General features: G+C 72.2%; 20 protein-coding genes. 9 read left to right on the top strand and 11 right to left on the bottom strand.

Features of this window, described 5'->3' with window-relative positions; genetic code table 11:
• Together AZE13_RS23570 and coxB are read right to left on the bottom strand one after the other, a co-directional pair.
• On the bottom strand, positions 1-524 hold a 524-nt coding region (locus AZE13_RS23570), incomplete at its 3' end, for a cbb3-type cytochrome c oxidase subunit I (RefSeq protein ID WP_181690424.1).
• Positions 521-1,483, bottom strand: a complete 963-nt coding sequence (gene coxB / locus AZE13_RS23565) for a cytochrome c oxidase subunit II (RefSeq protein ID WP_079124299.1) — start codon at positions 1,481-1,483, stop codon at positions 521-523. The genes AZE13_RS23570 and coxB, both read right to left, overlap by 4 nt.
• Before the next feature lie 383 nt (positions 1,484-1,866).
• Here coxB and AZE13_RS23560 point away from each other — a divergent pair, with 383 nt between their 5' ends.
• Positions 1,867-3,309, top strand: coding sequence for a cysteine desulfurase/sulfurtransferase TusA family protein (locus tag AZE13_RS23560; protein ID WP_066935502.1), 1,443 nt, complete (start codon positions 1,867-1,869; stop codon positions 3,307-3,309).
• A gap of 46 nt (positions 3,310-3,355) precedes the next feature.
• Here AZE13_RS23560 and AZE13_RS23555 read toward each other — a convergent pair whose 3' ends face one another.
• Positions 3,356-4,330, bottom strand: coding sequence for a carbohydrate kinase family protein (locus tag AZE13_RS23555; RefSeq protein ID WP_066935500.1), 975 nt, complete (start codon positions 4,328-4,330; stop codon positions 3,356-3,358).
• Positions 4,331-4,689: 359 nt separating this feature from the next.
• On the opposite strand from AZE13_RS23555, the gene AZE13_RS23550 reads away from it, so the two are divergent.
• On the top strand, positions 4,690-6,216 hold the full coding sequence (locus AZE13_RS23550) for a hypothetical protein (protein WP_066935498.1): 1,527 nt from the start codon (positions 4,690-4,692) through the stop codon (positions 6,214-6,216).
• A gap of 74 nt (positions 6,217-6,290) precedes the next feature.
• Here the strand turns inward: AZE13_RS23550 and erpA are convergent, their stop codons facing one another.
• A complete protein-coding gene (erpA, locus tag AZE13_RS23545; protein ID WP_066935495.1) occupies positions 6,291-6,647 on the bottom strand; it encodes an iron-sulfur cluster insertion protein ErpA in 357 nt (118 codons plus the stop codon).
• A gap of 300 nt (positions 6,648-6,947) precedes the next feature.
• Between erpA and nadA the strand changes: the two genes are divergently transcribed.
• Entirely contained in the window at positions 6,948-8,135 is a 1,188-nt protein-coding gene (nadA, locus tag AZE13_RS23540) for a quinolinate synthase NadA (protein ID WP_066935492.1), read from the top strand.
• 79 nt (positions 8,136-8,214) lie between these two features.
• Here the strand turns inward: nadA and AZE13_RS23535 are convergent, their stop codons facing one another.
• Complete coding sequence (locus AZE13_RS23535) at positions 8,215-8,937, bottom strand: hypothetical protein (protein ID WP_066935489.1); 723 nt, start codon at positions 8,935-8,937, stop codon at positions 8,215-8,217.
• A 268-nt stretch (positions 8,938-9,205) separates the two neighbouring features.
• On the opposite strand from AZE13_RS23535, the gene AZE13_RS23530 reads away from it, so the two are divergent.
• Together AZE13_RS23530 and AZE13_RS23525 are read left to right on the top strand one after the other, a co-directional pair.
• Complete coding sequence (locus AZE13_RS23530) at positions 9,206-10,051, top strand: helix-turn-helix transcriptional regulator (protein WP_066935486.1); 846 nt, start codon at positions 9,206-9,208, stop codon at positions 10,049-10,051.
• Complete coding sequence (locus AZE13_RS23525; RefSeq protein WP_066935483.1) at positions 10,030-10,227, top strand: DUF397 domain-containing protein; 198 nt, start codon at positions 10,030-10,032, stop codon at positions 10,225-10,227. Before AZE13_RS23530 ends, AZE13_RS23525 begins: the two co-directional genes overlap by 22 nt.
• A gap of 61 nt (positions 10,228-10,288) precedes the next feature.
• Here the strand turns inward: AZE13_RS23525 and AZE13_RS23520 are convergent, their stop codons facing one another.
• The 5 genes from AZE13_RS23520 to AZE13_RS23500 form a co-directional block, all read right to left on the bottom strand.
• Positions 10,289-13,471 carry an efflux RND transporter permease subunit gene (locus AZE13_RS23520; RefSeq protein ID WP_066935481.1) on the bottom strand — a complete coding sequence of 1,061 codons (3,183 nt, stop codon included), beginning with the start codon at positions 13,469-13,471 and terminating at the stop codon, positions 10,289-10,291.
• Between the two features lie 236 nt (positions 13,472-13,707).
• Positions 13,708-14,394 (bottom strand): response regulator, encoded by a 687-nt coding sequence (locus AZE13_RS23515; RefSeq protein ID WP_066935479.1) that lies wholly within the window; start codon positions 14,392-14,394, stop codon positions 13,708-13,710.
• Complete coding sequence (locus tag AZE13_RS23510) at positions 14,391-15,665, bottom strand: sensor histidine kinase (protein ID WP_066935475.1); 1,275 nt, start codon at positions 15,663-15,665, stop codon at positions 14,391-14,393. Before AZE13_RS23510 ends, AZE13_RS23515 begins: the two co-directional genes overlap by 4 nt.
• Before the next feature lie 190 nt (positions 15,666-15,855).
• Complete coding sequence (gene pspAA / locus AZE13_RS23505; protein WP_066935473.1) at positions 15,856-16,134, bottom strand: PspA-associated protein PspAA; 279 nt, start codon at positions 16,132-16,134, stop codon at positions 15,856-15,858.
• A gap of 122 nt (positions 16,135-16,256) precedes the next feature.
• On the bottom strand, positions 16,257-17,042 hold the full coding sequence (locus AZE13_RS23500; protein WP_066935470.1) for a PspA/IM30 family protein: 786 nt from the start codon (positions 17,040-17,042) through the stop codon (positions 16,257-16,259).
• A 375-nt stretch (positions 17,043-17,417) separates the two neighbouring features.
• On the opposite strand from AZE13_RS23500, the gene AZE13_RS23495 reads away from it, so the two are divergent.
• Positions 17,418-18,014 (top strand): DUF3043 domain-containing protein, encoded by a 597-nt coding sequence (locus tag AZE13_RS23495; protein ID WP_066935467.1) that lies wholly within the window; start codon positions 17,418-17,420, stop codon positions 18,012-18,014.
• 120 nt (positions 18,015-18,134) lie between these two features.
• Here the strand turns inward: AZE13_RS23495 and AZE13_RS23490 are convergent, their stop codons facing one another.
• The gene (locus tag AZE13_RS23490; RefSeq protein ID WP_066935464.1) at positions 18,135-18,344 is read right to left on the bottom strand and encodes a hypothetical protein; all 210 of its coding nucleotides are present in this window, start codon (positions 18,342-18,344) and stop codon (positions 18,135-18,137) included.
• Positions 18,345-18,603: 259 nt separating this feature from the next.
• Here AZE13_RS23490 and AZE13_RS23485 point away from each other — a divergent pair, with 259 nt between their 5' ends.
• The 3 genes from AZE13_RS23485 (at position 18,604) to cobT (ending at position 21,767) form a co-directional block, all read left to right on the top strand.
• Entirely contained in the window at positions 18,604-19,920 is a 1,317-nt protein-coding gene (locus AZE13_RS23485; protein WP_066935461.1) for a bifunctional adenosylcobinamide kinase/adenosylcobinamide-phosphate guanylyltransferase, read from the top strand.
• Positions 19,921-20,024: 104 nt separating this feature from the next.
• The gene (locus AZE13_RS34320; RefSeq protein WP_258527944.1) at positions 20,025-20,597 is read left to right on the top strand and encodes a class I SAM-dependent methyltransferase; all 573 of its coding nucleotides are present in this window, start codon (positions 20,025-20,027) and stop codon (positions 20,595-20,597) included.
• Between the two features lie 123 nt (positions 20,598-20,720).
• Entirely contained in the window at positions 20,721-21,767 is a 1,047-nt protein-coding gene (gene cobT / locus AZE13_RS23475) for a nicotinate-nucleotide--dimethylbenzimidazole phosphoribosyltransferase (RefSeq protein WP_066935458.1), read from the top strand.
• Positions 21,768-21,833: the final 66 nt, after the last annotated feature.

The following is a 21,833-nucleotide window of genomic DNA, read 5'->3' as shown; positions in this document are numbered from 1 at the left end:
ATGATCCACATATCGGCACCGACACCCGGCGAACGGACCGCGTCCGACAGCGGCGAGTACGCGAACCAGCCGAAGTCCGCCGCACCCTGCGGGGTCAGGAAACCGGCCACCGCGATCAGCGAGCCGAAGAGGTACAGCCAGTAGGCGAACATGTTCAGCCGCGGGAACGCCACGTCGGGCGCGCCGATCTGCAGCGGCATGATCCAGTTCGCGAAACCGGCGAACAGCGGCGTCGCGAACATCAGCAGCATGATCGTGCCGTGCATCGTGAACGCCTGGTTGAACTGCTCGTTCGACATGATCTGCGTGCCGGGGCGAGCGAGCTCGGCGCGCATCAGCAGCGCCATGGCGCCACCGATGCAGAAGAACACGAACGACGTGATCAGGTAGAGCGAGCCGATGGTCTTGTGGTCGGTGGTGGTCAGCCACTTGACGACCGTGTTACCGGGCTGCTTCTTGCGGACGGGCGGTGCTGCCGGAGCCGTTTCGGCGGCGGCACCCTGAGGTTCGTTGAGGATGCTCACTGGTTCTTGGTCTCCGCGTTCTTGGCGTGCTCCGTCTGTGCGATGCCCGCCGGGAGGTAACCGGTCTGGCCCTTCTTCGCCAGCTCCTTCAGGTGCTCCCGGTACTTCTCGGGGGAGACGACCTTGACGTTGAAGAGCATCCGGGAGTGGTCGACGCCGCAGAGCTCGGCGCACTTGCCCATGAAGGTGCCCTCCTTGTTGGGAGTCACCTCGAAGACGTTGGTGTGGCCCGGGATGACGTCCTGCTTCATCAGGAACGGCACCACCCAGAAGGAGTGGATGACGTCACGCGAGGTCAGGACGAACTGGACGGTCTCGCCCTTCGGCAGCCACAGGGTCGGGCCGGGGCTGGGGTTGCCCTTCTCCCGGGTGCCCGGGATGCCCGTGTCGTAGACGCCCTCGGCACCGGCCGGCGCGGACTTCTTCCACTTGTCCGGGATCGCGTCGAGCGCGCCGGCGTTGATGTTCGTGGTCGACTTCTTGCCGTCCACGTCCTCCAGGTAGTTGAACGCCCAGCTCCACTGGAAGCCCACCACGTTGATCACGTGGTCCGGCTTCTTGGAGGTCTTCAGGAGCGCGCTCTCATCACGTGCGGTGAAGTAGAACAACACCGAAATGATGATGAAGGGGACGATCGTGTACAACGCCTCGATCGGCATGTTGTACCGGGTCTGCGCGGGGACCTCCACCTTGGTCCGGCTACGGCGGTGGAAGATCACACTCCAGATGATCAGGCCCCACACCAGCACGCCCGTTGCGAGGGCGGCGGCCCAGGAGCCCTGCCAAAGAGTAAGGATCCGCGGCGCCTCGTCGGTGACGGGCGTCGGCATACCGAGGCGGGGGAAGTCCTTGTATGTGCAACCAGTAGCGGTCGCCAGGACCAGGCCCGCAGCAAGCACCTGCGGCAGCTTCCGCCGCATCGGGCGCCGCGACGAGCGGTCGGAGCCGTTGGGACTCACGTAGCGCCTTCCCGAGAGTCTCGCCCGCGCGGTCGGCTGCGGCCTTACTCGCTGGTCGGTCGCCGCCCTGCGTCGGGCAGGGGTTTGGATGTTTATGCGGACCAAACCCTACTGGACGCTATTTGGGGTCGCGCGGGGAGGGTGCCCAACGCGCCGCGACGCGCCCCGAAGGGGTGGCCGGGTGTCCCGCGGGCCGCCGTCCGCCCCCTCGAATACCGGCCCCCACCTGCCATCTGACGGCGCGCCCGGAACCTGCCGGGCGGGGCCGCCGACGGGCCGCCGGGCACCCCCGGCGACCGGCTCCGGACGGGGCGGCGGCCGGCCCCGGCAGGGACGGGACGACGGCCCGCTGGCGAGGACGGCACTGGGCTAACGTCTCGTACGTGCCCTACTTTGACGCCGCCTCCGCCGCTCCCCTGCACCCCGTCGCCCGCGAAGCCCTGCTCGCCTCGCTCGACGAGGGCTGGGCCGACCCGGCCCGCCTCTACCGCGAGGGGCGCCGCGCCCGGCTGCTGCTGGACGCCGCCCGGGAGGCCGCGGCCGAGGCGGTCGGCTGCCGTCCGGACGAGCTGGTATTCACCCCATCGGGGACGCGGGCGGTGCATTCAGCAGTCTCCGGCGCGCTGGCCGCCCGCCGCCGTACCGGCCGCCGGCTGCTGCACTCCGCCGTCGAGCACTCCTCCGTCCTGCACGCCGCCGAGGCGCACACGGCGGCCGGCGGCACCCGTGTGGAGCTGGCCGTGGACCGTACCGGCCGGGTGGCGGCCGAGGACGTCGCCGGCGCGCTTACCCCGGACACCGCGCTGGTCGCGCTCCAGTCCGCCAACCACGAGGTGGGCACCGAGCAGCCGGTCGAGGAGGTGGCCGCGCGCTGCCAGGAGGCCGGGGTGCCCCTGCTGGTGGACGCCGCGCAGTCGCTGGCCTGGGGGAAGGTGCCCGGTGCCTGGTCGCTGCTGACGGCGAGCGCCCACAAGTGGGGCGGTCCGCCCGGGGTGGGACTGCTGGTGGTCCGCAAGGGCACCCGGTTCGCGCCCCAGGGGCCCGCGGACGAGCGGGAGTCGGGCCGGAGCGCGGGGTTCGAGAACCTCCCGGCGATCGTCGCGGCCGCCGCCTCCCTGCGGGCGCTACGGGCCGACGCCGGGACCGAAGCCGAGGCGGCGCGGCTGCGGGGCCTGGTGGACCGGATCCGGGCACGGGTGCCGGAGCTGGTCCCGGATGTCGAGGTGGCCGGCGATCCGGTGCACCGTCTCCCCCACCTCGTCACCTTCTCCTGTCTCTATGTCGACGGAGAGACCCTGCTGCACGAGCTCGACCGCGCCGGATTCTCCGTCTCGTCCGGATCGTCCTGTACGTCCAGCACCCTGACACCGAGCCATGTGCTGCGGGCGATGGGTGTGCTGTCCGAGGGGAACGTCCGGATCTCGCTGCCGTACGGGACGGCCGAGGCGGATGTTGAGCGGTTCCTGGAGGTGCTGCCGGGCGTGGTGCGGTCGGTCCGGGAACGGCTGGGAGTGCCGGCGGCCACGGCCGGGCCACGGGCGGCCGGCGGATCGCCGGCCACGGCCGCCGACGCCGCCGGGCCCCCGGAGCCCGCCGAGCCCCGGGGCCTGGTCGTCGACTCCCTCGGCAAGCGCTGCCCGCTCCCCGTCATCGAGCTGGCGAAGGCGATCGGCCGGGTTCCCGCCGGCGGGACGGTGACCGTACTCTCCGACGACGAGGCCGCCCGGCAGGACATCCCCGCCTGGTGCACGATGCGCGGCCAGGAGTACGTGGGCGAGCGGGCCGCCGAACGCGGCGCCGCTTACGTCGTACGGCGCCGCGTCTGAGGGCCGGCCCGGACTACAACAGTCCGGGCCCGGCCTTCCGGCCGGATCAGACCAGGTGGTCCTGGACCTCGGCCGCGGCCTCGTGGCCGTACGCCTTCGTGAAGCGGTCCATGAAGTGGCTGCGGTGCAGCTCGTACTCCTGGGTGCCGACGGTCTCGATGACCAGCGTCGCCAGCATGCAGCCGACCTGGGCGGCCCGCTCCAGGCCCACGCCCCAGGCCAGACCGGACAGGAATCCGGCGCGGAAGGCGTCGCCGACGCCGGTGGGGTCGGCCCTCCGCTTCTCCTCCGGGACGCCGACCTCGATGACCGGCTCGCCGAGCCGCTCGATGCGGACGCCATTGGAGCCGAGGGTGGTGACGCGGGTACCGACCTTGGCGAGGATCTCCTCGGCGGTCCAGCCGCTCTTGGACTCGATCAGGCCGCTCTCGTACTCGTTGGAGAAGAGGTAGGCGGCGCCCTCCATGAGGGTGCGGATGTTGTCGCCGTCCATCCGGGCGATCTGCTGGGAGAAGTCGGCGGCGAAGGGGATGCCGCGGGTGCGGCACTCCTCGGTGTGCCGGATCATCGCCTCGGGGTCGTCCGCGCCGATCGAGACGAGGTCCAGCCCGCCGACCCGCTCGGCCACGTGCTGGAGCTCGATCAGCCGGGCCTCGCTCATCGCGCCGGTGTAGAAGGAGCCGATCTGGTTGTGGTCGGCGTCCGTGGTGCAGACGAAGCGCGCGGTGTGCAGGACCTCGGAGATGCGGACCGAGCGGGTGTCGACGCCGTGGCGGTCGAGCCAGGCGCGGTACTCCGCGAAGTCGTTGCCCACGGCGCCCACCAGGATCGGCTCGATGCCGAGCTGGCCCATGCCGAAGCAGATGTTGGCGGCGACTCCGCCACGGCGGACATCGAGCTGGTCGACCAGGAAGGAGAGGGAGACCGTGTGCAGCTGGTCGCCGACCAGCTGGTCGGCGAAGCGGCCGGGAAAGGTCATCAAGTGGTCGGTGGCGATGGAGCCGGTGACTGCGATACGCACGGCGGGTCTGCTCCTGCGGAGGGCGGAGGGACGGGCGGACGTGGAGCAACGCTACCCCGCTGACGTGGCTATCCGGTCAGCCCGACCGCGCGGAACGAGAGAAACTACGGAATAGTAGTCCTTTTACCCCAGTATGCGACTGCGTACGGTGCCCATATGACCAGGCCCGCACCCCCTCCGGCCACCTCTGTGAGCGGCGTCACGGTCCCCGCCGCCTCCTGGGTGGCATGTCCGGCTACGGCGACCGGCACGGTCCCGGGGGCTCGCAGGGAACCGTGCGCGCCCCTGCTCCGTCCCATCGGCGTCCACCCGCCAAGGGCGGCACGTCAGATGTTCAGCGGAGCTGAAGGAGCGATGCGGTGAACACCGAGGACACCCCCCGGATCCCCGACCACCCCAAGGAACGCGGGCGGCGCAGCCCGGTGCTGGTCGCCTCGGTGGCCGCCGCGGTACTGCTGGCCGGGGGCGGCGCGGCGTACTGGGCATCGTCCGCGTCGGGCCGCGACGACGCCGGCGCGGGCACCGGCTCCGCGGGCCGGGCCGATCCCCCGCCGCTCGCCCTCGACGGCTACACGGGCGGATCGATAGCGGTCGGTGAGCCCAATCCGCAGGGCGCGAAGTACCGGGCCGTGGCGGAGCTGCCCGACGGGCCGGACTCCGCGCCCGTCTACCGCCCCGAGGGCGAGATCAGCCGGGCGTCGGTGGAACGGCTGGCGAAGGCGCTGGATGTCGCCGGGAAGGTCCGGTCGGAGGGCACCACCTGGAAGGTCGGCGAGGTCACCCCGGACGCCCGTGGGCCGTTCCTCCAGGTGAGCAAGGCCGGCTCGGGCTCCTGGACGTTCTCGCAGTACGGCACCCCGGGCGGCACCAACTGCGCGCAGCCGGCCTCCCCCAAGGGCGGTACGGGCCAGAAGAGCAGTACGGGCCAGGAGGGACCGGGCGGCGCCGCGTCGAGCCGGCCCGGCTGCCCTTCGTACCGCGGCGGGGACGTGACGACCCAGGACGACGGCAGCGGCAAGGACGCGGTGTCGCCGGAGCGGGCCGAGCGGGCGGTGCGGCCGGTGCTCGCGGCGCTCGGCCAGCAGGACGCCAGGCTGGATACGAGCGGCCTGTCCGGCGCGGTGCGGATCGTGACCGCCGATCCGGTGCTCGGCGGGCTGCCGACGTATGGCTGGCAGAGCGATCTGCAGGTCGGCTCGGACGGTCAAGTGGTGGGCGGCAGCGGCCAGTTGGCGCAGCCGGTGAAGGGTGCGGTCTACCCCGTGCTGAGCGCCGGCAGGACGCTGGACCGGCTGAATTCGGGCGGCGGCCGCACGCCGGCGGCCGGCTGCCCCTCGGCGCCCGCCCGGGACGCCGGGAAGGGCGGGATCGCCCCCTGCGAGCCGGCGCCGACGAAGGCGCAGAAGCCGGCCGAGGTGACCGGCGCGCGCTTCGGGCTCGCGATGCAGTACGTGAGCGGCGGCCCGGCGCTGGTGCCGTCCTGGCTCTACACGGTCCGCCAGCCGGACGCCGGAACCGGCCCGGACGCCGCCACGGCGACCGTCGCGCACCCCGCGGTGGACCCGAAGTACCTGGCGCACAAGGATCCGGCCCCCAGGAGCCCGTCCGGGAAGCCCGGGGCGATGGCGCTGGAGTCGTACGCCGTGGGCGACGGCGACCGGAAGCTGACCGTGCACTTCTGGGGCGGCGTGTGCAGCGTCTACTCGGTCGGCGCCGAGGAGTCCGCCACCGCGGTGAAGGTCACGGTCACCGGCAGGGACAAGGAGCCGGGCCAGGTCTGCGTGAAGATCGCCAAGGAGTTCACCCGGACCGTCACGCTGGAGCGGCCGCTGGACGGCCGGAAGGTGATCGATGTGTCGACCGGGCAGGCCGTGCCGAAGCGCTGACCCGCCACCGGAACGGACGAAGGCGGCGCCCCCGCTGAGGGAGGCGCCGCCTTCGCCGTGCTACGTCCGCGGGCTTAGCTGAAGGAGTCGCCGCAGGCGCAGGAGCCCGTGGCGTTCGGGTTGTCGATCGTGAAGCCCTGCTTCTCGATGGTGTCGACGAAGTCGATGGAGGCGCCGCCCAGGTAGGGGGCGCTCATCCGGTCGGTGACGACCTTGACACCGTCGAACTCCTTGACGACGTCACCGTCCAGCGAGCGCTCGTCGAAGAAGAGCTGGTAGCGCAGGCCGGAGCAGCCACCGGGCTGCACGGCCACCCGCAGCGCGAGGTCTTCCCGGCCCTCCTGCTCCAGCAGGCTCTTGACCTTCGACGCGGCCGCGTCGGACAGGATGATGCCGTCGCTGACGGTGGTCTTCTCGTCCTGCACGCTCATCTACATCTCTCCCGGGTTGTATGGACCGCTTGTCATCGGTTGCTACAGGCTGAACCGATGACGTCCCGGATTAATTCCGGCTCGCGCACTTCTCTTCTCACATGCTCGCACACTGGCGGCTGGGAACTGATGGCCGATCGCGCCCGGCCGGGCACCGGCGGGGCACTGATGCGTCACATCGACACTATGGCCATCGTCAAAGTGACGTGAAGCGGCTATGATAGATAGCGTCAAATAGACGAAAAGGCATGCGCCCCAGATCGCGGCGCGTGCCTCCACGCTGTCCGCAGAGAAGAGAGGGTGCGTGTCGTGACCACCGCCCAGCCCCTGGACGTCCAGCCGACGCCGCTGGCGCTGCTCCTCCTCGGCCGTGAGGCCGACCCCAGGAGCGAGCGCGGTGTGGAGTGCCCCGGCGACCTGCCGGCCCCCTCGGACCCCGACCTCGTCGCGCGCGCCCGCGCGGCCAAGGAGAAGCTCGGGGACAAGGTCTTCATCCTCGGGCACCACTACCAGCGCGACGAGGTCATCGAGTTCGCCGACGTGACCGGCGACTCCTTCAAGCTGGCGCGGGACGCCGCCGCCCGGCCGGACGCCGAGTACATCGTCTTCTGCGGCGTGCACTTCATGGCCGAGTCGGCCGACATCCTCACCGGCGACGACCAGCAGGTCATCCTCCCCGACCTGGCCGCCGGCTGTTCGATGGCCGACATGGCGACCGCCGAGCAGGTCGCCGAGTGCTGGGACGTCCTCACCGAGGCCGGTATAGCCGAGCAGGTCGTGCCCGTCTCGTATATGAACTCCTCGGCCGACATCAAGGCGTTCACCGGCAAGCACGGCGGCACGATCTGCACCTCCTCCAACGCCAAGCGTGCTCTGACCTGGGCCTTCGAGCAGGGGGAGAAGATCCTCTTCCTCCCGGACCAGCACCTGGGCCGCAACACCGCCGTCCGCGACATGGGCATGTCCCTGGACGACTGCGTGGTCTACAACCCGCACCGGCCGAACGGCGGCCTGACCACCGAGCAGCTGCGGGCGGCCAAGATGATCCTCTGGCGGGGCCACTGCTCCGTCCACGGCCGCTTCTCGCTCGACTCGGTCGAGGACGTCCGCGCCCGCATCCCCGGCGTCAACGTCCTGGTCCACCCCGAGTGCAAGCACGAGGTCGTGGCGGCGGCGGATTACGTCGGCTCGACGGAGCACATCATCAAGACCCTGGAGGCCGCCCCGCGCGGCTCGAAGTGGGCGATCGGTACGGAGCTGAACCTCGTCCGCCGCCTGGCGAACCGTTTCGCCGCGGAGGACAAGGAGATCGTCTTCCTCGACAAGACGGTCTGCTTCTGCTCGACCATGAACCGCATCGACCTCCCCCACCTGGTGTGGGCCCTGGAGTCGCTGGCCGCCGACAAGACCGTCAACCGCATCGAGGTCGACAAGGAGACCGAGAGCTTCGCCAAGCTGGCCCTGGAGCGGATGCTGGCCCTGCCGTAGCGCGCCCCGGGCGGGGAGGTCCTCCGGAGGACCTCCCCGCCCCGCCCGCTGAGCCACTGCCCGCCAGCCGGTCTGCCCGCTAGTCGGTGTACTCGACCTTCACCGGCGCGGTGTTGTTGTCCTGCTTCGGGTCGGCCTTCGGGTCGGACGTCGCGGTAACCGTCCCCCGGGCGCCCTCGACCCGCTCGTCGATACGGACGACCAGCTCGGTGGCGTCCCTGGGCGACCAGGGACACAGCGCCGCTCCGTCCGCCGGCCGGCAGTAGCTGATCTCGCTCGCGCCCGGCTCGAAGTCCTTCACCACGCTGACGCCTTCGGGCAGGGTCACCCGGGTGTCCCCCTCGCCGCCGTTCCGCGGGTTGGGCACACCGACCCGGACCTCCTCGCCCACCTTGCCCTTGATGGTGAACCCGATGGCCTGGACGTCGTTGGTCCGGTCGGTGTCGAAGGCCAGCTCACCCAGGGCCATTTCGGACTTCACGTACCCGGACGTCTTGAACTCGTCACCGCTGCCGTCCACGGTACGGAGCCCCAGCGGTGCACCCGTTCCCCGCGGGGCCGAGTCGGGCAGGTCCGTGCCGATGCCCTCGTCGGGCCAGTTGTGGGCGGCGTACATGTGGTACGCAACCCTGCCGTGCATCGCCGTCGGACCGACCACCGCCGTGACCGGTCCGTCGGTCTCGTACGCCGCCCCGGCCCGCAGCGGCCCGGAGAAGGTGCACTTCGCCCTGGTGGGGTTGGGCACCTTGTCGTAACGGCAGTTGCTGTACTGCGGGCGCAGCGCGGCCTCGGTCGCGTTCACCTCGATGACGATGTCGTCGTCGATATCGGTGTCCCCCGCGCCGCTCCCGAGGCCTGCGCGCTCGCTTCCTGCCCCGCGCCCCGGGCCCCCTGCTCACCGCAGGCGGCCAGCCCGGGCGCGAGGGCGACCAGCAGAGCGATCGTCCCCGCCCGTGCCGCACGCTGCCGTCGCACTCCCACTCCTGAACGCTTCATACGCCGATTGGAACATTTCTTTCCCCCTTGCCTCACCTGGAGTTCGGATCCCGGCCGTACCTACGGTGTGCATCATGACGTTCGCGCCCAAGTCCCTGACGCCGTACGTATCGGCCCGGCACTACTTCGGCTCCGAACAGCGACGCCACCGCGAGGAGGCGAAGCTGTCACTGGTGCAACTGGCCGGCATCGTGAACTCCAGCAAGAGCCAACTGGCCCGGGTCGAGACGGCGGAGATCATGCCGCCGCCGGAGCTGCCGCCGGCGCTGGACGCGGCGTTCGGCACCGACAAGTACTTCTACGGCCTGTACCAGTTGGCGAAGAAGGAAGCGCATCCGGACCAGTACCGACGGTTCATGGACTTCGAGGCGCAAGCGACAGTCATCGAGAACTACGAGCCGCAGGTAGTTCCCGGGCCCTTGCAGACGCCCGACTATGCCCGTGCGCTGCTTTGCTGCCAGGAGGACTTGACCGCGTACCAGGTCGACGAACGGGTCAACGCCCGTATCTCCCGCCAGGAACGTCAGGGCTCCGACAACCCGCCGCTCCGGTGGGCCATCATCGACGAGTCCGTCCTCAGGCGGCGCATCGGAGACGCGGAGTGCATGCACGCACAGCTGGCTTCGTTGCTGAAGCAGGCAGATACTCGGGACAGCAAGGTTCAGGTGATGCCGTTCAGCGGGGGTGGGCACTCGCTCATGAGCGGCGCGCTGACCCTGCTGACGCTCCCGAACAGCTCCACGGTTGCCTATGAAGAAGGCATCGAGTTCGGCTACCTCTACGAGGACCCGGCGCGGGTGATGAAATGGCGGCGCCAGTACGAGGTGCTTCGCGCCAACGCCCTGACAGTGGCCGACTCAGTGAAGCTGATCCGAAACGCAATGGAGGACTACACGTCATGCGACACACCCCCCAGCTGAGCGCCGCCCGCTGGCGCAAGAGCAGCTACAGCAACACCAACGGGGGCAACTGCGTCGAGATCAGCGACGACTTCCCCGGCCTTGTCCCCGTACGCGACAGCAAGTGCCCCGACGGCCCCGCGCTCGTCATCCCCGCCCCTGTCTGGGCGGCCTTCGTCCAGACACTCAAGGGCTGAAAGCCCAGGTCAGCCCGTCCCAGCGCATCGCTGGGACGGGCTGATTGGCGCGGGTGCGGTGTTACACGCCCGCCGGTTCCGGCGTGCGGTCGGCCTCCTCGGGCCGCACGTCGCCGTCCTTCGCCGCCCGCTTCGCCGCCTTCTTCTTCGCCCGGCGCTCCTTGCGGAGTTCGATCATCGCGTAGAGCGTCGGGACGAGGAGGAGGGTGAGGAGGGTGGAGGTGATCAGTCCGCCGATCACGACCACGGCCAGCGGCTGGGAGATGAAGCCGCCGTCGCCGGTGAGGGACAGCGCCATCGGCAGCAGCGCCATGATCGTGGCCAGCGCGGTCATCAGGATCGGGCGGAGGCGGTGGCGGCCGCCCTCGACGACCGCCTCGACGACGCCGTAACCCTGGGCCCGGTACTGGTTGATCAGGTCGATCAGCACGATGGCGTTGGTGACCACGATGCCGATCAGCATCAGCATGCCGATCATCGCCGGGACGCCCATCGGGGTGCCGGTGGCGACCAGCAGGCCGATCGCGCCGGTGGCCGCGAAGGGGATGGAGACGAGGAGGATCAGCGGCTGGATCAGCGACCGGAAGGTGCCGACCAGGAGCATGAAGACGATCGCGATGGCCGCCAGCATGGCGAGGCCGAGCGAGGAGAACGCCTCGGACTGGTCCTGGGAGACGCCGCCGATGGTCGCGGTGGCGCCGTCCGGCAGCTTCAGGTCATTGATCGTGCGCTGCAGTTCCGCGCTGACCGCGCCGGTGTTGTCACCGGTCGGCTTGGCGGTGACGGTGGCCGAGCGGGCGCCGTCGATCCGGGTCATCTGCACCGGGCCGGGCACGGTCTCGACGGTGGCGATGCTGCCGAGCTTCGCCGGGCCGGCCGGCGTCGTGAGGGACAGGTTCCGCAACTCGTCCTCGGTGGTGGCCGGGTGGGCCGCCTTGATGACGATGTCGCGCTCGGTGTCGTCCAGGACGGCCGTGCCGCTGGGGGTGCCGCGGACCGCCTGGGCGACCGCAGCGCCGAGCGTGGTCCGGTCGTAACCGGCCGCGGCCGCCTTGGCGTTGGGCGTCACGGAGATCCGCGGGACGCTCTGCGCGAGGTCGCTCTGGACGTCGGTGACGTCGTCGAGCCCGGCGACGGCCTTGCGGACCTGCTCGCCGGCCTTCTTCAGCACGTCGGCGTCGCCGGCCTTGACGACCACGCTGAGGTTCTGGTTGCCGAAGCCGCCGCCGCCCGCGGTGACGGTGGTGTCGCCGATGGCCGGGCCGAGCCTGTCGAGCGAGGCCCGCAGGTCGTCGGTGACCTTGCCGGAGTCCGCCGCGTCCGTCAGCTTGATCTGGTACGAGGCCTGGTGGGCGCCGGTGCCGCCGCCGAAGGCCGCCATGAAGCCGGAGGATCCGACGCTGACCTGGTAGTCGGCGATGTCGTCGTTCTCCGCGAGCAGCTTCTCGACCTTCCGGGCCTGGGCGTCGGTCGCGCCGAGGCTGGTGCCGGGCGTCAGCTCCTGCTTGAGGGTGAGGGTGTCCTGGTCGCCCTGGTCGAAGAAGTTGGTCTTCAGCAGCGGGCCCATACCGAACGTCCCCAGCAGGATGACGACGGCGATGACCAGGCTGGTGGCCCGGCGGCGGGTGGCGAAGCGCAGCACCGGGACGTAGAGGCGCTGCAGCGGGCTGCGGGTCTCCTTCTCCTCGGCCGCGCGGCGCAGCTCCTCGACGCTGGTGCCTTCCGGGATCTCCGGGGCGCGCAGGAACCAGTACGACAGGACCGGGACGACCGTCAGGGAGACCAGCAGCGAGGCGAGCAGGGCGACGGTCACGGTCAGCGAGAAGGAGCCGAAGAGCGCGCCGACCATGCCGCCGACCACCCCGATCGGGAGGAAGACCGCGACCGTGGTGAGGGTGGAGGAGGTGATCGCTCCGGAGACCTCCCGCACCGCGGCGAGGATGGCCTCGCGGCGCTCCTCGCCGTAGCCCAGGTGCCGTTTGATGTTCTCCAGGACGACGATCGAGTCGTCGACGACACGGCCGATCGCGATGGTCAGCGCGCCGAGGGTGAGCATGTTGAGGGAGAGGTCACGGGTCCACAGCACGATCAGGGTGAGGACGACCGAGAGCGGGATGGAGACCGCGGTGACCAGGGTCGAGCGCAGGCTGAGCAGGAAGACCAGGATGACGATGACGGCCATGACGAGGCCGAGCAGGCCCTCGGTCGTCAGCGACTCGATGGACTTGGAGACCGCCGGGCCCTGGTCGGAGACGACCGTGACCTCGGCGCCCTTGCCCAGGTCCTGACGGATCCGGTCGAGCTTGTCCTTGACCGCGTCGGAGATCGCGACCGCGCTGCCGTCCTGGTCCATGGTGACCGTCACGGCGAGGCTGGGCTTGCCGTTGGTGCGGGTGAGGGAGGTCGGGGTGGCCTGCTCCTCCTTGACGGTGGCGAGGTCGCCGATCCGGACGGGCTCGGCGGACCGGCCGGCGGCCGCGCCCGCGCCGCCCGTGCCCGGAGCCGGGGCCACGGTCAGGTCCTTGATCTGGGCGACGGAGGTGAGGCCGGCGCCGACCTGCACGGTCTTGCTCTTCCCGTGCTCGGCGAAGGATCCGGCGGGCACCGACGTACCGGCGGCCTTGAGGGCCTGGCCGAGCGCCTGGGTGGTGAGCCCGGCGGCGGCGAGCTTCTCGTCGTCGGGGGTGACGGCGACGATCCGCTCCTGGACGCCGCTCACGGTGACCTGGCTGACGCCGTCGATGTTCTTCAGGTCCGGGACCACGCTGCGGCGCAGCTGGTCGGCGAGGGCCTGCTGGTCCTTGGTGGCGGAGGAGGCGGCGAGGACGACGGTGGGGATGTCGTCCGTCGAGCCGGCCACCACCTGCGGGTCGACGTCCTTGGGCAGCTGGGCGCGGGCGCGGTTGACGGCCTGCTGGACATCGGCGACCAGACGGTCGGTGTCGTTGCCGTAGTCGAACTGCGCCATGATGACGGCGTTGCCCTCGCTCGACGTCGAGGTGACGCTCTTGATGCCGTCGACCGCCTGGACACCGTCCTCCAGCGGCTCGGCCACCTGCTTCTCGACGACATCGGGGGAGGCGCCCTGGTACGGGGCCAGCACGGAGACCATCGGAAGGTCGATGGAGGGCAGGAGCTGCTGCTTGAGCTGGGGTATCGCGATCGCGCCGAAGACGACCGCGACGATCGACATCAGCGCTATCAGGCCCCGCTGTACGAGGCTGAGACGGGACAGCCAGGACATGGGTGGGGTTTCTCTCTTCTGTTGCGGAGACGGTGCTCGTGTGGCGTGGAAGGCGGCGCCTACGTGTACGTGCTCACGGACGCAGGGACGGGCGCGGGCCCGACGGCAGGGCCTGTCACCGGCCCCGTTCCACCTTCAACTTCACCTTCGGCCATGGCCGGACCGGTTTCCCTCACTCGCAGGTCGGTTTCCGGCCCCGGCCCGTACCGCGTTCGCAGTAGGGGTTTTCCCGGCCTCTACTGCGCCCGTGGGCGTACCAGCCCCGACTCGTACGCGATGACCACCAGCTGGGAGCGGTCGCGGGCCCCCAGCTTCGCCATCGCGCGGTTGACATGCGTCTTGACCGTGAGCGGGCTGACCGCGAGCCGCTCGGCGATCTCGTCGTTGGAGTGCCCGCCGGCCACCAGGACCAGCACCTCGCGCTCCCGGCCGGTCAGCGTCGCCAGCCGCTCCGCGCCCGGCCCGGCGGGCCCGCCCTCGCCCGGACTGCCGCCCTGGGCGAGGAACTTGGCGATCAGCCCTTTGGTCGCGGCGGGCGACAGCAGCGCCTCACCGGCGGCCGCGACGCGGATCGCGCCCAGCATCTCGTCCGGCTCGGCGCCCTTGCCGAGGAACCCGCTGGCGCCGTTCCGCAGCGCCTGCACCACGTAGTCGTCGGCCTCGAAGGTCGTCAGGATCACCACCCGGACGTCGGTGAGCTCCGGGTCCTCGGTGATCATGCGGGTCGCGGCGATCCCGTCCGTCCCCGGCATCCGGATGTCCATCAGCACCACATCCGGCCGCTCGGCCCTCGTCAGCGCGTACGCGCCGGCGCCGTCCGAGGCCTCCCCCACCACCCGCATATCCGGCTCGGAGTCCACCAGCACCCGGAACGCGCTCCGCAGCAGCGCCTGGTCGTCGGCGAGCAGGACCTTGATCGTCATGATGGCTCTCCCGTGCGGGCGGGCTGGAGGGGAAGGGTGACGCGTACCTGGAAGCCGCCGGCGGCGCGGGGGCCGGTGGCGATGGTGCCGCGCAGGGCGGAGACGCGTTCGCGCATGCCGATCAGGCCGTGGCCGCCGCCGCGGCCCGCCGGGCGGCCGCCGTCCTTCTGGCGGGGCACGCCGGCCCGGCCCGCGCCGTCGTCCAGGACGGTCACGGTCAGCACCGTCTCGGCGCGCACGATCCGGACCGTGGCGCGGGCGCCCTCCCCGGCGTGCTTGTGGACGTTGGTGAGCGCCTCCTGGACCACGCGGTACGCGGTGAGGTCGACGGAGGCGGGCAGCTGCCCCAGTTCGTCCGGGACGTCCAGGTCGACGGGGAGCCCGGCGCGGACGAAACCGTCCGTGAGCTGGTCGAGGAGGCCCAGGCCCGGGGCGGGCTCGGTGGGCGCCGTCGGGTCGTCGGACTGCCGCAGCAGGCCGACCGTGGCGCTCAGCTCGTCCAGCGCCGAGCGGGACGCCTCGCGGACGTGCGCCAGCGCCTCCTTGGCCTGGTCGGGCCGGCTGTCCATGACATGGGAGGCCACCCCCGCCTGGACGTTGACCAGGGCGATGTGGTGGGCGACGACATCGTGCAGGTCGCGGGCGATGCGCATGCGCTCCTCGGCGACCCGGCGGCGGGCCTCCTCCTCGCGCGTCCGCTCGGCCCGCTCGGCGCGCTCGCGGATGGCGTCCACGTACGCCCGGCGGCTGCGGACCGCGTCGCCGGCCGCCGCGGCCATGCCCGTCCAGGCGAAGATGGCGATGTTCTGCTGGGCGTACCAGGGGCGGGGCCCGTAGAGCATCGCGGAGGCGGTCAGGACGACGACGGTCAGCGCGCCGATCCGCCACGTCGTGGGGCGGTCCGTACGCGCGGCGAGGCTGTAGAGCGCGATCACCGCGGCGGCGGCCACCGGGGCGCGCACCTCGGAGGCCCGGGCGACCAGCTCGACGATGGTCAGCGCGCCCGTGACCGCCAGGACCGTACGGGGCAGGCGGCGGCGGAACACCAGGGCGGTGCAGGCCAGTGCCGCCAGCACCACGGTCGTCGCGGTGAGGTGCTCCGGCGCGAACTTCGGACCGTGGACGCGGTGCGGGTCGACGACCGCGCCGCACAGGACGCACGCGAAGGCGGCCACCGCCAGGGCGGCGTCGAACGCCAGCGGATGCCTCCGGTGCCACTGGAAGCGCCCGGCGGCGCGGGGCCCGTCCGGACCGGGGTCGAGAAGACTCACAAGAGCAAACGGTAACGCCCCGGTCCGAAGTCGGACCGGGGCGCGGTGTCCGGGTGCCCGCGGAGAGGTGGGCGGTCGCGGCGGACGTGCCGTGGTGCGGAGGTGCCGTCAGCCGGCCGTGATGCGCTGGATGAGCATGACGGGCGGGTGGCCGGGGCGGTGGTGCGGTGGTGCGGTCGGCCCGGGCTGGTCAGCCCGGGATCAGGCCGTCGTCGCCGAGCATCTCGCGTACCTCTTCGAGCGAGGCGGACTCGGGCGGGAGGATCAGCTCCGACGGCTCCAGGGCGTCGTCCGGCAGAGGCTCGCCCAGTCGGCGTACCGCCTCCAGCAGGGCACCGAGCGTGCGCCGGAAGCCCTCCTGATCGCCGCCCTCCATCTCGTCGAGCAGCTCGTCGTCCAGCTTGTTGAGCTCGATGAAGTGGGAATCGGCCACCTTCACCTGGCCCTCCCCCATGATCCGTACGATCACGACGGTCTCCCTTGTCCGGTGTCCCGACGATCCCAGTGAGCGATCCCGGCAGTCGGTCTGAGCGAGCGGTCCCTGTCCGCGGTCCCTGTAGGGGCCCCTGTGAGGCTAGCCGCCGCCGGCCGTCACTGCTTGTCGAAACGCGGCTGTTCCTGCTGCGGGGCGGGCTGGGCCTGGCCGCCCTGGCCGCTCTCGATGGCCTGCTTGCCGGCCGACGGGCCTCCCGCCAGCTCGGCCTTCATCCGCTGCAGCTCCAGCTCGACATCGCTGCCGCCGGAGAGCCGGTCCAGCTCGGCGGTGATGTCGTCCTTGGCCATACCCGACGGGTCGTCCAGCGCGCCGGACGCCATCAGCTCGTCGATGGCACCGGCCCGGGCCTGGAGCTGCGCGGTCCGGTCCTCCGCACGCTGGATCGCCAGGCCGACGTCCCCCATCTCCTCGGAGATGCCGGAGAACGCCTCGCCGATACGGGTCTGCGCCTGGGCGGCCGTGTAGGTGGCCTTGATCGTCTCCTTCTTCGTGCGGAAGGCGTCGACCTTGGCCTGCAGCCGCTGCGCGGCCAGCGTGAGCTTCTCCTCCTCGCCCTGCAGCGTCTGGTGCTGCGTCTCCAGGTCCGTGACCTGCTGCTGCAGCGCACTGCGCCGGGTCAGCGCCTCGCGGGCCAGATCCTCACGGCCGAGCGCCAGCGCCTTGCGGCCCTGGTCCTCCAGCTTGGCGGACTGGCCCTGGAGCTGGTTGAGCTGCAGCTCCAGGCGCTTGCGGGAGGTCGCCACGTCGGCGACGCCGCGGCGTACCTTCTGCAGCAGTTCGAGCTGCTTCTGGTACGAGTAGTCGAGGGTCTCGCGCGGGTCTTCGGCCCGGTCCAGGGCCTTGTTGGCCTTCGCGCGGAAGATCATCCCCATCCGCTTCATGACACCATCGCTCATGGGCCTCGCGCGCCCCCTTCTGACCGAGTCACCTCGGGCTTCGGCTCCAGCACATCTACAGACCCCACAGTACGGGCCCTGGTTCCATTACCGCACTGTTCGCGCCCGGATGCGCTCCTCCTCCAGGACGATCGCGCGGTGCGTCTCCTCCCCTGCGAGGAGTAGGGGGTCTCCGGAGCGGGGTGCTCCGCCCCTTCTGCCCGGGTGTGTTCCCGGTTCCGTCCGGGCCGTGCCAGGGCTCCGTACGGGTCCCGTCCAGGGCGCTGCTCCGGTCGGGCACGGTGTGCGGGCGGGGGCCGTTGCCGGATCGTGGCCGTCGGATCCTGGACGGGGCACCGCGACCACGTACCCTTGGGCATTGTGTTCCGAAGCCGTTCGAAGGATGAGCAGGCCGCGACCGCCAAGGTGACCGCGGACCAGCCCCAGCAGCCCCGCGACCCGCAGGCCCCCAAGGGCCGCCCGACGCCCAAGCGCAGTGAGGCCCAGGCGAACCGCCGGACCCGCGCGCACACGCCGGCCAACCGCAAGGAGGCGGCGAAGGCCCAGCGGGAGGCCCGCCGCGCCGACATGGCCCGTCAGCGCGAGGCGCTGGCCAACGGCGACGAGCGGTACCTGCCGGTCCGCGACAAGGGGCCGGTGCGCCGGTTCGCCCGCGACTACGTCGACGCGCGCTGGAGCGTCGCGGAGTTCTTCCTGCCGATGGCCGTGGTGATCCTGGTGCTCACCATGATCCGGGTGCCGTCGATCCAGAGCATCGCGCTGCTGGCGTGGCTCGCGATCATCGTGCTGATCGTGCTCGACTCGGTGCTGATCTGGGTCCGTCTGGGCAAGCTGCTGCGGGAGCGGTTCCCGAACGAGAACCTCAAGGGCGTGAAGCCGTACGCGGTGATGCGCACGCTGCAGATGCGGCGGCTGCGCCTGCCCAAGCCGCAGGTCAAGCGGGGGCAGCGGCCGTAGTCCGCGGTGCTCCACGGTACGTCGTGACGCCGGGCCGGTCCCCTCTCGGGACCGGCCCGGCGCCGTTCTCAGCCCTCGTCCTCCGCGGTTCTCCCGCTCAGTCCTCCGCGGTTCTCGTTCTCAGTCCTCCGCGGCCGCCTGCAGGCTCATCGGATAGATCTCCGCGCCGTCCTCGAACAGCGTCACGCGGTCGACACCGCCGTCGAGGAGCGCCCGCCACTGCTCGCCGATCCAGGTCTCCGCGTCGCCCTGCGTGGTGAATTCCTCGGGTTCCACGGCCGGCTCCGTCTCCGTACCGTCGGCCTTCTCGAACCGCCACGTCCACGCCATGTACGCCTCCTGGATCCCACCGGGTACGTGTGTGCCAGGCGGACCGCGCTCGGCGCACCCCGCCCTGTCGTGCTTCCGTGCTGATCGGCAGCCTATCGGCCGTATTCCCGTGCGTCGTGGTGAGCCCGGGCAGGAGCCGTTGCTGCTTGCGCTCCGCCCTGCCCCACCCCGCCATACGGGAACATGCCGCACCGGACTGGCCGTGTCGAGAGGTGCCCCCGCCGCGCCCACCGGGGAGCGACGCGAGAAACTCGGCGGTGTGGATGTGACTCTGCTCGGCACCGGGGCCCCGCGGGGGCTGCCGCGTCCGGACTGCCCGTGCGCCGCCTGTGCGACCGCCGTCGGCGACGAGGCGCGGGCGGCGACCGCACTGCTCGTCGACGGTGCGCTGCTGCTCGATCTGACGCCGGGCCCGGCGTTCGCGGCCGCCCGGGCCGGAAAGTCGCTGACCGGCGTCCGGCAGGTGCTGCTCTCCCATCCGCACGACGGACCGGCGATGGAGGTGCCGGCCGGGCTGCCCACACCGGGCCGGGTCGCCGATGCGCGGGAGCTGGCGCTGCTGGACGGGCACCGGGTGCGGGCCGTCGCCGTGGACATCCCCGGTACCGGGTACGAGGTCTCCGGCCCGGACGGCGAGCGCCTGCTGTATCTGCCGCCGGGTGCGGCGCCGGCCGGGCTGGACGGCAACGGCCCGTCCCACGCCGGTGCCGAAGGCCCGGCCGGGGACGGGCCGTACGACCTGTTGCTGCTCGATGTGCTGGGGCGGCCGGACGCGCTGGCCCGGCTGCGGGCGGGCGGGGCGGTGGACGCGGCGACGGATGTGGTCGCGGTGCATATCGACCACGGTGTGCCGCCGGGGCCCGAGCTGCACCGGAGGCTGGCCGCGGTGGGCGCCCGTACGGTGCCGGACGGCAGCTCACTGGTGGTCGGGGAGTATCACGCGGTACCGGATCTGCCCCGGCGCACGCTGGTGCTGGGCGGGGCGCGCAGCGGGAAGTCGGTGGAGGCGGAGCGGCGGCTGGCGGCCTTCCCCGACGTGGTGTACGTGGCGACCGGGGGCACCCGGGGCGGCGACGCGGAGTGGGCCGAGCGGATCGCGCTGCACCGCGAGCGGCGGCCCAGCGGGTGGCGGACCGTCGAGACCTGCGACCTGGTGCCGCTGCTGGAGGGCGCGGAGGGTGCGGAGGCCCCGGGAGCCGGTGCGGGCGCCGGTGCCGGGCGGCCGGGCGGCGGTACCGGGCGGCCGGGCGGCGGTACCGCCCCGCTGCTCATCGACTGTCTGGCGCTCTGGCTGACGCACGCGATGGACGAGGTCGGGGCGTGGGACGAGGCGGCCTGGGAGGCCGGGGGCCGGCGAGCGCTGCACGAGCGGACCGATGCGCTGGTGGCGGCGGTGCGGGCGACGCACCGGCCGGTGGTGGCGGTCAGCAACGAGGTCGGGTCGGGGGTGGTGCCGGCGACCGCGGCGGGCCGCCGGTTCCGCGACGAGCTGGGGCGGCTGAACGCGGCGTTCGGCGCGGAGTGCGAGCAGGTGCTGCTGGTGGTGGCCGGGCAGGCGCTCGCGCTGCGCGGCTGAACGGGCCCTGACGGGGCCCGTGGTTGCGCTGCGCGGCTGAACGGCAGCCCGTCAGGGCCCGTGTCCGCTTGCCCCGGCGGCGTGGCGCCGGGTGCCCTTGACCCGTGACCGCAACCGATCCGACCGACGCGGTGGTGCGCGCCTATCTGGCGCGGCATCCGGACGCGACGGTGATCGCCCTCGGCGAAGGGCTGGAGAACGGCTTCTGGCGGCTGGACAACGGCCGCCTGACCTGGCTGACGGTGGTGCCACCGGAGACCGCCGCGCTGCGCCGGATGCTGCTGCCGGACGGCGCCCGGCGGCGGACGGTCGCCTGCGCGACGGGCGGCCACGGCTGGCTGGACGCGGTGCGGGAGCCGTGGCGCGGGGTCGTCGTCACCGCGCCGGGGGTGCTGACGCGGCTGCCGCGGCCCGCCGTGCGCGCCCTGGTGGCGGCGTGCGCGGAGCGGTTCCCCGGTGGTGCGCTGGTCTTTGACGCGCCGTCGTGGTGGGCGGCCGGTCTGGCGGACGCGCATCCGGGCGTCGCGGCGGTACGCACCCGGCGGCCGGCCGGGCCGCGGCACCGCCTGCCGGTGCTGCGGGCGCTGCGGCCGGTGGTGTGGGAGGTCCGGTTCGCGGCGGAGCGACGCCGTACCGCGGGGACCCGGCGCGGTGACGGGGCCGGTCCGGCGGCATGACCCCTGACCGGTGGTCCGCGGCGTCCGGTCTGCGGCGTCCGCCCCGGGGTCGGCCGCCGGACCGGCCCGTCCGGCCCGGCAACCCTGCCGCATGCCGAACGTATTGCCGGTAATCTGCCGCCAATGAGCAGCCTGAACCTCGATGACTTCGCCCAACTGATCGAGCGCCCGGACGGCGGGGTGCGCCGCGACGCCGAGGAGCGGCGGGCGCGGCTGGCCGTGCCGCCGGGGGCGCTCGGCCGGCTCGACGAGCTGGGCGAGTGGCTGGCGGCGGCGCAGCAGCGGGTGCCGGTGCGGCCCGTCGAGCGGCCGCGGGTGCTGCTGTTCGCGGGCGATCACGGGGTGGCGGAGCTGGGGGTCTCGGCCCGGCCGGCCGGCGGCACCAAGGACCTCGTACGGGCCGTGCTGGACGGGGCGAGCCCGGCCGCGGTGCTGGCCCGTCGCGCGGGCGCGGGGGTGCGGGTGGTCGACATGGCCGTGGACTGCGACCCGGAGGAGCTGCCCGCGGAGGTCACCCGCCACCGGGTGCGGCGCGGCTCGGGGCGGATCGACGTCGAGGACGCGCTGACCGCCGAGGAGGCCGAGGCGGCGTTCCGGGCCGGGATGGCGATCGCGGACGAGGAGGCGGACACCGGCACCGACCTGGTGGTGCTGGGCGATCTGAGCGTCGGCGGGACGACGGCCGCGAGCACGCTGATCGCCGCGCTGTGCGGTACGGACGCGTCGGTGGTCACCGGGCGGGGCGGGGCGGGGATCGACGATCTGGCGTGGATGCGCAAGTGCGCGGCGATCCGGGACGCGCTGCGCCGGGCGCGGCCGGTGCTCGGCGACCAGCTGGAGCTGCTGGCCGCGGCCGGCGGCGCGGATCTGGCCGCGATCACCGGCTTCCTGCTGCAGAGCGCGGTGCGCCGGACGCCGGTGATCCTGGACGGGGTGGTCTCGGCGGCCTGTGCGCTGGTGGCGCAGCGGGTGGCGTTCCGGGCGCCGGACTGGTGGCTGGCGGGCCAGGCGAGCGGCGAGCCGGCCCAGGCCAAGGCGCTGGACCGGATCGCACTCAACCCTCTGCTCGACCACGGCGTCACTGCTGGCGAGGGGACGGGGGCGCTGCTCGCCCTGCCATTGGTGCAGGCGGCCGCGGCCCTGGCGGCAGAGCTGCCCGAACGCGACTGATCGAGGCGCCGGCCGACCGCGGCCGGAGTCCGGCGACGTCCCATGAAATCCGCCGTCATACGTTTT

The organism is Streptomyces sp. NBRC 110611 (genome assembly GCF_001590865.1).
In the GTDB taxonomy this organism is placed as follows: Bacteria; Actinomycetota; Actinomycetes; order Streptomycetales; family Streptomycetaceae; genus Streptomyces.
This window is presented reverse-complemented; position numbering and strand designations above follow the sequence as displayed.

Coding starts and splice junctions, on each gene's coding strand:
- AZE13_RS23515 (WP_066935479.1), bottom strand. CDS start 14,394: ATGACGATCAAGGTCCTGCTCGCCGACGACCAGGCGCTGCTGCGGAGC.
- cobT (WP_066935458.1), top strand. CDS start 20,721: ATGAGCAGCCTGAACCTCGATGACTTCGCCCAACTGATCGAGCGCCCG.
- AZE13_RS23500 (WP_066935470.1), bottom strand. CDS start 17,042: ATGAAGCGGATGGGGATGATCTTCCGCGCGAAGGCCAACAAGGCCCTG.
- AZE13_RS23520 (WP_066935481.1), bottom strand. CDS start 13,471: ATGTCCTGGCTGTCCCGTCTCAGCCTCGTACAGCGGGGCCTGATAGCG.
- AZE13_RS23525 (WP_066935483.1), top strand. CDS start 10,030: ATGCGACACACCCCCCAGCTGAGCGCCGCCCGCTGGCGCAAGAGCAGC.
- AZE13_RS23530 (WP_066935486.1), top strand. CDS start 9,206: ATGACGTTCGCGCCCAAGTCCCTGACGCCGTACGTATCGGCCCGGCAC.
- AZE13_RS23490 (WP_066935464.1), bottom strand. CDS start 18,344: ATGGCGTGGACGTGGCGGTTCGAGAAGGCCGACGGTACGGAGACGGAG.
- erpA (WP_066935495.1), bottom strand. CDS start 6,647: ATGAGCGTGCAGGACGAGAAGACCACCGTCAGCGACGGCATCATCCTG.